Origin of the sequence: Streptomyces sp. NPDC052016 (assembly GCF_044548445.1) — a bacterium.
Classification (GTDB): domain Bacteria; phylum Actinomycetota; class Actinomycetes; order Streptomycetales; family Streptomycetaceae; genus Streptomyces.
This window is the reverse complement of the sequence record NZ_JBIUBX010000046.1, coordinates 24,997-35,446: the sequence shown is the minus strand read 5'-3', so window position 1 is coordinate 35,446 and position 10,450 is coordinate 24,997. Positions and strand designations below refer to the sequence as shown.

The following is a 10,450-nucleotide window of genomic DNA, read 5'->3' as shown; positions in this document are numbered from 1 at the left end:
GCGGCCGCTATCTGGCACAACTGGACCACCGGCGCCAAGATCAAACGATCGCTGATCGCCTACGACCACTGAAGACATCGGACTCATTCATCTAGTCGTGCCGACCGGACGAACGGGAAGGGGCGCGACCGCTGAGGTCGCGCCCCTTCCCGTCGGTCCCCCGTCCGTGACCACCGGTCAGCCGAACTGCTGCTCCAGGTCCTTGAGCTTGCGCTCCAGGGAGTCCAGACGCGGCAGGGCCATGGTGTCGTCCTCCGCCGTGAGGTCGACGGTGATCGGGTCAGAGCTCTGGCGCACGGGCTGGAGGGAGGGCCGCGTGCGCACGGGCAGCTGCTCCGGCGCGTTCGCTATGGCAGGCTCCGCGGAGACCCGATCGCCGGCCCGCTCCAGCGTGGCCTGCGTCTCCAGCTCACGGCCGCCGCGGCCCGGGAAGCCCCGGTGCCCCCGGCTGATCGCCTTCAGCTGCGCCCGCTCCACGCGCTCCTGCTCGCGGCGGCGCTGACGGGCCTGCTCCTTCTGGCGCTTGTCCTCGCGGACCTCCTCGACGGCCTCGTCCAGGCTGCGCACGCCCTCCAGGAGCATCAGCGACCACGCCTTGTAGGTCTCGCGGGGGGCGCGCAGCCAGCGCACGACGCGGATCTGCGGCAGCGGCCGCGGCACCAGGCCCTGCTCGCGCAGCGCGGCCCGGCGGGTCTGCTTCAGCGCCCGGTCGAAGAGGACGGCGGCCGACAGCGACATGCCGGCGAAGAAGTGCGGGGCGCCGTCGTGGCCCAGGCCCCGGGGCGCGTGGACCCAGTTGAACCAGGCCGCGGCGCCCGCGAACGTCCACACGAGTATCCGGGAACCGAGCGCCGCGTCACCGTGGCTGGCCTCGCGCACCGCGAGGACCGAGCAGAACATCGCGGCACCGTCCAAGCCGAACGGCACCAGGTACTCCCAGCCGCCGGACAGGTTCAGGTTCTGCCGGCCGAAGCCGACCAGGCCGTGGAAGGAGAGCGCGGCGGCGACCGCCGCGCAGCAGAACAACAGCACATAGGAGGCCGTGCCGTAGAGGGCCTCCTTGCGCCTGCGGCGCTCCTCGCTGCGCTCCCACGAGTCGTCCGCGCTCGCGTTCTCCCCGGAGGAGCGCTTGCCGCGCGCGAGCACCGCCACCGCCGCCAGCATGCCCAGGAGCAGGACGGCGCCCGGAAGCAGCCAGTTCAGCGATATGTCGGTCAGTCTCATCTGGGGTCCCTTGCATTGGGATAGGGCGTAACGCCCGCCATAGTGGCCCACTCCCGTCGGCCCTCAGGGGGTTTCGGGGCAAGAGGCCGCCAAGGAGGTGCAAGGGGATGCCCAGGGCGACGATCTGCTCGAACTGCCGCTTGAGGGGCGGGAGTTGAGTTCGAATAAGACTACCCACACGGGTGGTTCCACGGAAAGTTCCTGTGGCCCGTGAGGAAGTTGTGAATCGCCTGCGGCCGAGCGGGAGTCTCGTTCGGGTGATCTTACGGGACGCGGGGGAGCGTTCCGGCCTGAGGGGTGGTCAACTCGACGCGGCCCCCGTCAGTTTGGTGACGCGGTCGGCGTCGCAGGTGCGCGGGCAGGTGGCGCAGGTGTCCTCGGGGCGCACGGTGTAGAACATGCAGCAGCTCGCCCGGTCCCGGGTGGGCAGCGACTCGCCGTCCGGTCCGGTCAGCTCGCGGAAGGCCGCCGAACCGACGTACGGCCGGGTCGCGCCCGGCAGCAGCAGTTCCAGCTCGTGCCGCGCCCGCTCCTGCTCGCCCTCCCCCAGCAGATGGGCGACGTACCACAGCCCCTCCACCACCTCGTCCGTGACCATGCCCCACAGGGCCCGTCCGCGCCGCCGCATCCGCGGCCCGAAGCCCGCGAGGACCGGCTGGTGGTGCTCGGCGACCGCCGCGCGCACCTCGGCCCGCAGGGCCTCCTCGTCCGCGACCACACGGGCGCCGGGCAGCGCCGCCGCCGGGTCGCCCGGCAGGCAGGCGAACGAGGCCGGCGCGCGGACGGCCATCCGCATGCCCCCACCGGTCCGGTCGTAGGAGACGTGCGTCACGGGGAAGCGGGGCACTCGGCGGTCCAGGAACCACGGGACGGTGATCAGCAGGCAGGCGGGCCAGGCGTACCGGTGCAGTCCGAAGCTCGCCACGACGTCCGGGCGGGCCTTCTGTCCGTAGTCCCGCACCACCTGCGCGTCGTCCCAGGCGAGAAAGGCCTCCAGGCCCGCTCCGCCGTCCGCGAGCTCGGCCGCCGCGACCCAGCCGCCGCCCCGGGGCGCGGGCTCCCCGTCGGTCAGTTCCGTCACGCTGAGGCCCGGGTAGGCGTTCATGAGGCGGGCGTAGGCGTCCGCCACGGCCGAGGGGCGTACGGGCATACCGGGACCACCGATCCATGAGCGACTGCGAGGTAAGGCTTACCTTACTCAGTATCTCCGCGATTTGAACTGGCGGCCAGTACGCCTAAGGTGCTTGACGGACGAGTAACAACCAGCCGTAATGACCCCAAGTACCGACACGTCCGGAGGAGGACCCGTGAAGCAGAGCGCACAGGGCTTTGCCGGGACGGGCATCCCCCGGGTACGCGCGGACGAGGCCCGCGTGCCGGCGCAGTCGCGGGCGGCCGAGCGCGAGCGGGGTACGGCCGGCTCCGGGGGCGGGGACGTGCGGGACTCCGGCGCCGTACGGGGCGAGCACACGCACAGCGAGGTGCCGATCCCCCGGCCGCGCCCCGTCGTGCAGCGGGCCTCCGTGCGCGGGCAGATCCTCGACGCCCTGCGCACCGCGCTCGTCACCGGCGAGCTCACCCCGGGCGAGGTGTACTCGGCGCCGGCCCTCGGCGAACGCTTCGGGGTGTCCGCGACCCCGGTCCGCGAGGCGATGCAGCAGCTCGCGCTGGAGGGCGCCGTCGAGGTCGTGCCCAACCGGGGTTTCCGGGTGGTCGTGCGCGGCGCCCGCGAGCTGGCCGAGCTGGCCGAGGTGCGGGCGCTGATCGAGGTCCCCGTGATGCTGCGGCTCGCCCGCACGGTCCCCGCCGAACGGTGGGCGGACCTGCGCCCCCTCGCCGAGGACACCGTCCGTGCCGCGACCTCCGGCTGCCGCGCCACGTACGCCGAGTCCGACCGCGTCTTCCACCGCGCGATGCTCGCCCTGTGCGGCAACGAACAACTCGTCGGCATCGCCGAGGATCTGCACCGCCGCTCGCAGTGGCCGCTGGTGGGCGGCCCGGCGACCCGGGGACGGGCGGACCTCGTCGCCGACGCGGCGGAACACATGGCCCTGCTGGAGGCGTTGGGCGCGGGAGACCTGGACGTGGTCCAGGCGCTGGTGCGGGAGCACTTCGCGGGCGCGAGCTGAGCACACCGGCGGGACCCCCCACAACCAGCCCGTGAGCCGACCCTCGCCGGCTTCGGCGCCGACCTCCCACCACGCCCGGCTCCGACCTCCCACCACGCCCGGCGCCGACCTCCCACCACGCCCGGCTCCGACCCCGCACCACGCCGGGACCGGCCTCGCACCACGCAGGGTGGGGCCTCCACCCCTCCGTCCGTGTCCCTACGCCGTGGCCGCCGGTGGGGTCAGTTGCCGGGAGAGCCAGGTCGGTACACCGCCGAGGAGGCGGAACAGGCGCCGGGCCTCCTCGCGCAGGCGTGAGGCCTCCGGCTCGGTCTCGGCGTCCGCCAGTGACGCCAGGGCCGGAGCGGTTCCGACCAGGTAGCCCAACTCCTCCCGGATCCGCAGGGATTCGGCGAAGCCGTGGCGGGCCTCGGCCGTCTCGCCGTCGCGCAGGGCGAGGCCCGCGAGATGGCGCCAGGTGAAGGAGAGCAGCAGGGCGTCGGAGTGGGCCGCGGCGGCCGTGTGGGCGCGTCGGTAGGCGGCGCGCGCGGCCTGCGGGGAGCGGGTGAGGTTCTCCGCGAGCAGACCGCGGCGGAAGTCCAGCAGGGCCCGGCCCGGCGCCTCCGGATGGATCAGCGCGGCCGCCCGCCCCAGCGCGGCCCGCGCCTCGTCGACCCGGTCGCGTACCCCGTGCACCGTCGCCGCGTACGCCAGGTGACCGCGTTCACAAGCCGCAGCGCCGCGCTCCTCGTCGGTGTGCGCCAGCGCCTCCGCCGTCCGCAGCGCGTCCTCCGCGTCCTGCCAGCCCTGCTCGGTGTACAGGCACCGCTCCACCAGCAGCGCGGCCCGCTGCATCGAGCCCGCGGGGGTGTCCGGCGGGAGCAGGGCCGCCGCGTCGGCCCAGCAGGCCCGCGAGCGCAGCCGCCATACCGCGGTCTGGAGGGGATCGTCACCTGCGGTCGTTCCGTTACCAGACATGGCGGAATGCGCCACGTTGCCCTCCCCGAGCGCGCCGTCGAGCTTTGAGTTGGTGGCGGCATCTCAGCACGGATCACGGTACCGGGCCAAGGGGGCGGGTGAAGGATTTCACAAAGTCGTGGGTGTCCCGGGCCGTCGCGGTTTCGGCCCGCGACCGCCGTCGCGTCAGCTCATCCGCAGCGCCAGGAAGAAGTCGAGCTTGTCCTCCAGCCGCGACAGGTCACGACTCGTCAACTGCTCGATACGGCCCACCCGGTAGCGCAGCGTGTTGACGTGCAGGTGCAGCCGGGACGCGCAGCGGGTCCACGAGCCGTCGCAGTCCAGGAACGCCTCCAGCGTCGGGATCAGCTCGGCGCGGTGCCGGCGGTCGTAGTCGCGCAGCGGGTCCAGCAGACGGGCGGTGAACGCCCGGCGGACGTCGTCCGGGACGAACGGCAGCAGCAGGACGTGCGAGGCCAGCTCCTGGTGGCCCGCCGCGCACACCCGGCCGGGCCGCGCCGCCGCGACCCGGCGGGCGTGCCGGGCCTCCTCCAGCGCGCCCCGCAGTCCCTCCGCCGAGTGCACCGCCGCGCTGACGCCCAGCGTGACGCGGCCGTCGCCGTCCAGGCCCGCCGACAGCGGCTCCCGTACGGAGGCGAGAAGGGCGTCGGCGAGGACGCCGGACTCGGAACCGTCGTGCTCGGTGGAGACCGCCGGCAGCGGGACGAGGGCGATGGCCTCGTCGCCGGAGTGGGCGACCGCGATGCGGTCGGAGGGCTCGGGGCCGAAGGTGTGCGGGTCGACGAGGATCTCCTCCAGGAGCGCCTGGGCGACCGGCCCGCCGTCGACCTCCCCGCCGTCCCACTCGACGCGCGCCACGACCACCTGCCAGTGCGGGGCGGCCCCCAGGCCGGGCAGCAGCACCGGCGCCGCCACCCGCAGCCGCGCCGCGATCTCGGCCGGCGCGGCGCCCGTCTGCACCAGCTCCATCACCTCCTGCGCGAGCCGCCTGCGCACCGTGCGCGCCGCGTCCCGGCGGTCCCGCTCGACGGCGATGAGCTGGGTGACGCCCTGCAGCAGGTCGAGCCGCTCCTCCGCCCAGTCACCGGCGTCCGCCTCGACGGCCAGCAGCCAGTCCGACAGCACCGTCTCGCGCACGTCCCGCGCGGCCTGCGGGGAGCGGCCGCTGGAGCGGACCGGGAAGAGGGAGTACGTCGTCTGGCCCACGATCACCCGGTGCGGGCCGCGCCGGCCGGTGCGGGTGGCCGCCAGGTGCTCCGCGGCGAGCTTCGCGCACACCTCGGACGCCGGCCCGGCGCCCGCCACCTTCGGGCCCGCGATGAGCCGCCCGGTGGGGGAGAGGACCCAGGCGCGCAGGTCCAGGTCGGAGCCGAGCAGGTCCAGGACCACGTCGGGTCCGCCGCCCGCCGGGCCCGAGGTCATCATCCGCCGGTGCCGGTCGACGACGGCCGCGAGGTCCCCGGCCCGCTCGCCGGACACCTGCCGTACGACGTGCTCGGTGATCGTCGCGAACGCCACCGACTCGTGCACCGCGAACAGCGGCAGCCGGTGCCGGGCGCAGGCCACGACGAGGTCCTCCGGCACATCGCCCAGCTCGGCCTCGCCGGCGGCGAGGGCGGCCACGCCGGCCTGCACCAGGATCCGTACGAACGGCTCCGAGTCCGCGGCGTCACGGCGCCAGGCCAGGCCCGTCAGCACCAGTTCGCCCCCGGAGAGGTAGCGGCTCGGGTCGCGCAGGTCGGTGGTCATCACACCGCGCACGGTGCGGTCCAGCTCGTCCTCGCCGCCGAGCAGCCGCAGGCCCAGCGCGTCGGTGTCCAGCAGTGCGCGCAGCCGCATTCTCGTCGCCGCCGTTCCTTGTCTCGAAATCTACGATGAAGCGCCGGGGTGCCGAGGGGTGAGCGGACCCCTCCGACGGGCTCCGGCCCTCACGAGCGCCCTCGTGAGCCGCCATTCTTCGGCCGTCGGGCTGTTCCCCGCGTTTCCGCAGGAAAACCTGGAGGTTACTGATGGCCTCCGTTCATACGAATCTACAAGATGCCCGTGTCGACCAGCCAACTCCTTCATGGTTTCGGTGACTGACCCGGTCGGAGTACCGCGCTGTGTACTGGCCCCACTCCACGTGAACAGCACTTGAACGAGCCGGGCCCGCCGCACCCGATTCTGGCTCGATCCGAACGACCACGAGACGAAGAAGAGAGCCGGTCATGGACTTCCTTCGCCCCGCCAGCTGGGAGGAGGCGCTCGCCGCGAAGGCCGCGCATCCCACCGCTGTGCCGATTGCGGGTGGTACCGACGTGATGGTCGAGATCAACTTCGACCACCGGCGGCCCGAGTACCTCCTCGACCTCAACCGCGTCGGCGACCTCTACGAGTGGGAGGCCGGTGAGGGCGGCGTGCGGCTCGGCGCCTCCGTCCCCTACACGAAGATCATGGAGAACCTGCGGGCCGAGCTCCCGGGACTGGCCCTCGCCTCCCACACCGTGGCCTCCCCGCAGATCCGCAACCGCGGCGGTGTCGGCGGCAACCTCGGTACCGCCTCCCCGGCCGGCGACGCCCACCCCGCCCTCCTCGCGGCGGGCGCCGAGGTCGAGGTCGAGTCCGTACGGGGATCGAGGCTGATCCCGATCGACGACTTCTACACCGGCGTGAAGCGCAACGCGCTGGCGCCCGACGAGCTCATCCGCGCCGTCCACATCAAGAAGGCCGACGGCCCCCAGCAGTACTCCAAGGTCGGCACCCGCAACGCCATGGTCATCGCCGTCTGCGCGTTCGGCCTTGCCCTGCATCCCGAGACCCGCACCGTCCGCACCGGCATCGGCTCGGCCGCCCCGACCCCGATCCGGGCCAGGACGGCCGAGGAGTTCCTGAACGCGGCGCTCGAGGAGGGCGGCTTCTGGGACAACGGGAAGATCATCACCCCGTCGGTCGCCAAGCGGTTCGCGGACCTGTGCGCCGCCGCCTGCAACCCGATCGACGACGTGCGGGGCACCGCGAGCTACCGCCGCCACGCGGTCGGCGTCATGGCCCGCCGCACCCTGACCTGGACCTGGGAGTCGTACCGCGGCACCCGCCGCGCCTCGGAGGGAGCCGCGTAATGCGCGTCAACTTCACTGTCAACGGACGTCCGCAGGAAGCCGACGACGTGTGGGAGGGCGAGAGCCTGCTGTACGTCCTGCGCGAGCGTCTGGGGCTCCCCGGCTCCAAGAACGCCTGCGAGCAGGGCGAGTGCGGCTCGTGCACGGTCCGCCTCGACGGCGTGCCGGTCTGTTCCTGTCTGGTCGCCGCCGGCCAGGTCGAGGGCCGCGAGGTCGTCACCGTCGAGGGCCTGGCGGAGTACGCCAGGCAGCGCTCCGAGGGCGGTTGCGCCACCGGCGCCTGCGGCGGTTCGGGAACCTCGCTCGACGAGGCCAGGCAGTGGGCCGCCAAGGGCACCGACTCCCAGACCGGCGAAGGCACCGACCTCTCCCCGATCCAGCAGGCCTTCATCGACGCCGGCGCCGTCCAGTGCGGCTTCTGCACCCCCGGCCTGCTCGTCGCGGCGGACGAGATGCTGGAACGCAACCCCGACCCGTCCGACGAGGACATCCGCGAGGCGCTCTCGGGCAACCTGTGCCGCTGCACCGGCTACGAGAAAATCATGGACGCGGTCCGCCTGGCGGCCGCCCGGCAGGGAGAGGCGGTCTGACCCCCATGCCCACGAACGGCGCCCCCACGAAGATCACCCAGGGCTCCCGCACCAAGGGCGGCATCGGCGAGTCCACGCTCCGCCCGGACGGCACCCTCAAGGTCACCGGCGAGTTCGCCTACTCGTCCGACATGTGGCACGAGGACATGCTCTGGGGCCAGATCCTGCGCTCCACGGTCGCCCACGCCGAGATCGTCTCCATCGACACGAGCGAGGCCCTCGCCACGCCCGGCGTGTACGCCGTCATGACGTACGACGACCTGCCGACCGAGGTCAGGAACTACGGCCTGGAGATCCAGGACACCCCCGTCCTCGCCCACGGCAAGGTCCGCCACCACGGCGAGCCCGTCGCGATCGTCGCCGCCGACCACCCGGAGACCGCCCGCCGCGCCGCCGCCAAAATCAAGGTGGAGTACCGCGCGTTGCCGGTCATCACCGACGAGGCCTCCGCGACCGCCCCGGACGCGATCCTCGTCCACGAGAACCGCACCGACCACCACATCGGCCACGTCCCCCACCCGAACATCGTCCACCGCCAGCCGATCGTCCGCGGCGACGTGGCGCGGGCCTCCAGGAGGGCCGACGTCGTCGTCAGGGGGGAGTACACCTTCGGCATGCAGGACCAGGCCTTCCTGGGCCCCGAGTCCGGCCTCGCCGTGCCGGACGAGGACGGCGGCGTCCACCTCTACATCGCCACCCAGTGGCTCCACAGCGACCTGCGGCAGATCGCCCCGGTCCTCGGCCTGCCCGAGGAGAAGGTGCGCATGACACTCGCCGGCGTCGGCGGCGCCTTCGGCGGGCGCGAGGACCTGTCGATGCAGATCCACGCCTGCCTGCTGGCGCTGCGCACCGGCAAACCCGTCAAGATCGTCTACAACCGCTTCGAGTCCTTCTTCGGCCACGTCCACCGCCACCCCGCGAAGCTGACGTACGAGCACGGGGCCACCAGGGACGGCAAGCTCACGCACGTCAAGTGCCGCATCGTCCTGGACGGCGGGGCCTACGCCTCCGCCTCCCCGGCGGTCGTCGGCAACGCCTCCTCGCTCGGCGTCGGCCCGTACGTCGTCGACGACGTCGAGATCGAGGCCATCGCCCTCTACACCAACAACCCGCCCTGCGGCGCCATGCGCGGCTTCGGCGCGGTCCAGGCGTGCTTCGCCTACGAGGCGCAGATGGACAAGGTGGCGAAGGAACTGGGCATGGACCCGGTGGAGTTCCGGCAGCTGAACGCCATGGAACAGGGCACGCTGATGCCCACCGGCCAGCCGGTCGACTCCCCGGCCCCCGTCGCCGAACTCCTGCGCCGCGTCAAGGCGATGCCCATGCCGCCGGAGCGCCAGTGGGAGAGCAGCGAGGGCCCCGACGTGCGGCAGCTCCCCGGCGGTCTGTCCAACACCACGCACGGCGAGGGCGTCGTCCGGGGCGTCGGCTACGCCGTGGGCATCAAGAACGTCGGCTTCTCCGAGGGCTTCGACGACTACTCCACCGCCAGGGTGCGCATGGAGGTCGTCGCCGGCGAGCCGGTGGCCACCGTGCACACGGCGATGGCGGAGGTCGGCCAGGGCGGTGTCACCGTCCACGCGCAGATCGCCCGCACCGAGCTGGGCGTCACCCAGGTGACCATCCACCCGGCGGACACCCGGGTGGGCAGCGCCGGTTCGACGTCGGCCTCGCGGCAGACGTACGTCACCGGCGGCGCCGTGAAGAACGCCTGCGAGCTGGTGCGGGAGAAGGTCCTGGAGATCGGGCGCCGCAGGTTCGGCTCCTACCACCCGGCCTGGGCCACCGCCGAACTGCTCCTGGAGGGCGGCAAGGTCGTCACCGACGGCGGCGAGGTCCTGGCCGACCTGGTGGACGTCCTCGGCGACGAGGCCGTGGAGGTCGAGGAGGAGTGGCGGCACCGGCCGACCGAGCCCTTCGACCTGCGCACCGGACAGGGCAACGGCCACGTCCAGTACTCCTTCGCCGCCCACCGGGCCGTCGTCGAGGTCGACACCGAGCTGGGCATGGTGAAGGTCGTCGAACTGGCCTGCGCCCAGGACGTCGGCAAGGCCCTCAACCCGCTGTCCGTGATCGGCCAGATCCAGGGCGGCACGACCCAGGGTCTCGGCATCGCGGTCATGGAGGAGATCGTCGTCGACCCGAAGACCGCGAAGGTGCGCAACCCGTCCTTCACGGACTACCTGATCCCCACCATCCTCGACACGCCGACCATCCCGGTCGACGTCCTCGAACTCGCCGACGACCACGCCCCGTACGGGCTGCGCGGCATCGGCGAGGCCCCCACCCTGTCCTCGACTCCGGCGGTCCTCGCGGCGATCCGCGACGCGACGGGCCTGGAGCTCAACAGGACGCCGGTACGTCCGGAGCACCTGACCGGCACCGCCTGACAGACCCTCCGGGCGGTGCACGGAACGTCACACACTCCGCGCCGCCCGGAGTACCCAGATCG

At 72.9% G+C, this 10,450-nt stretch carries 8 protein-coding genes; 4 read left to right on the top strand and 4 right to left on the bottom strand.

From position 1 onward, the window contains the following. Window positions 1-177: 177 nt before the first annotated feature. Complete coding sequence (locus ACIHAR_RS38385) at window positions 178-1,224, bottom strand: DUF2637 domain-containing protein (protein ID WP_365465217.1); 1,047 nt, start codon at window positions 1,222-1,224, stop codon at window positions 178-180. A 301-nt stretch (window positions 1,225-1,525) separates the two neighbouring features. Next, the gene (locus ACIHAR_RS38380) at window positions 1,526-2,374 is read right to left on the bottom strand and encodes a (2Fe-2S)-binding protein (protein ID WP_400023871.1); all 849 of its coding nucleotides are present in this window, start codon (window positions 2,372-2,374) and stop codon (window positions 1,526-1,528) included. 157 nt (window positions 2,375-2,531) lie between these two features. On the opposite strand from ACIHAR_RS38380, the gene ACIHAR_RS38375 reads away from it, so the two are divergent. After that, window positions 2,532-3,353 carry a GntR family transcriptional regulator gene (locus ACIHAR_RS38375; protein ID WP_400023870.1) on the top strand — a complete coding sequence of 274 codons (822 nt, stop codon included), beginning with the start codon at window positions 2,532-2,534 and terminating at the stop codon, window positions 3,351-3,353. Window positions 3,354-3,551: 198 nt separating this feature from the next. Here ACIHAR_RS38375 and ACIHAR_RS38370 read toward each other — a convergent pair whose 3' ends face one another. Beyond that, window positions 3,552-4,325: a hypothetical protein gene (locus ACIHAR_RS38370; protein ID WP_365465225.1), complete on the bottom strand. Its 774-nt coding sequence runs from the start codon at window positions 4,323-4,325 to the stop codon at window positions 3,552-3,554. Window positions 4,326-4,475: 150 nt separating this feature from the next. Then, a complete protein-coding gene (locus ACIHAR_RS38365) occupies window positions 4,476-6,149 on the bottom strand; it encodes a PucR family transcriptional regulator ligand-binding domain-containing protein (protein ID WP_365465228.1) in 1,674 nt (557 codons plus the stop codon). A 368-nt stretch (window positions 6,150-6,517) separates the two neighbouring features. Between ACIHAR_RS38365 and ACIHAR_RS38360 the strand changes: the two genes are divergently transcribed. Genes ACIHAR_RS38360 through ACIHAR_RS38350 form a run of 3 tightly spaced genes read left to right on the top strand, consistent with a single transcriptional unit; the run spans window position 6,518 to window position 10,388 of the window. Continuing rightward, on the top strand, window positions 6,518-7,408 hold the full coding sequence (locus ACIHAR_RS38360; RefSeq protein WP_400023867.1) for an FAD binding domain-containing protein: 891 nt from the start codon (window positions 6,518-6,520) through the stop codon (window positions 7,406-7,408). Beyond that, window positions 7,408-7,998: a (2Fe-2S)-binding protein gene (locus ACIHAR_RS38355; RefSeq protein WP_365465234.1), complete on the top strand. Its 591-nt coding sequence runs from the start codon at window positions 7,408-7,410 to the stop codon at window positions 7,996-7,998. The genes ACIHAR_RS38360 and ACIHAR_RS38355 overlap by 1 nt, the downstream gene beginning before the upstream one ends. 5 nt (window positions 7,999-8,003) lie before the next feature. Then, complete coding sequence (locus tag ACIHAR_RS38350) at window positions 8,004-10,388, top strand: xanthine dehydrogenase family protein molybdopterin-binding subunit (protein WP_400023866.1); 2,385 nt, start codon at window positions 8,004-8,006, stop codon at window positions 10,386-10,388. The last annotated feature ends 62 nt before the right edge of the window (window positions 10,389-10,450 follow it).

Coding starts and splice junctions, on each gene's coding strand:
- ACIHAR_RS38385 (WP_365465217.1), bottom strand. CDS start 1,224: ATGAGACTGACCGACATATCGCTGAACTGGCTGCTTCCGGGCGCCGTC.
- ACIHAR_RS38380 (WP_400023871.1), bottom strand. CDS start 2,374: ATGCCCGTACGCCCCTCGGCCGTGGCGGACGCCTACGCCCGCCTCATG.
- ACIHAR_RS38365 (WP_365465228.1), bottom strand. CDS start 6,149: ATGCGGCTGCGCGCACTGCTGGACACCGACGCGCTGGGCCTGCGGCTG.
- ACIHAR_RS38360 (WP_400023867.1), top strand. CDS start 6,518: ATGGACTTCCTTCGCCCCGCCAGCTGGGAGGAGGCGCTCGCCGCGAAG.
- ACIHAR_RS38355 (WP_365465234.1), top strand. CDS start 7,408: ATGCGCGTCAACTTCACTGTCAACGGACGTCCGCAGGAAGCCGACGAC.
- ACIHAR_RS38350 (WP_400023866.1), top strand. CDS start 8,004: ATGCCCACGAACGGCGCCCCCACGAAGATCACCCAGGGCTCCCGCACC.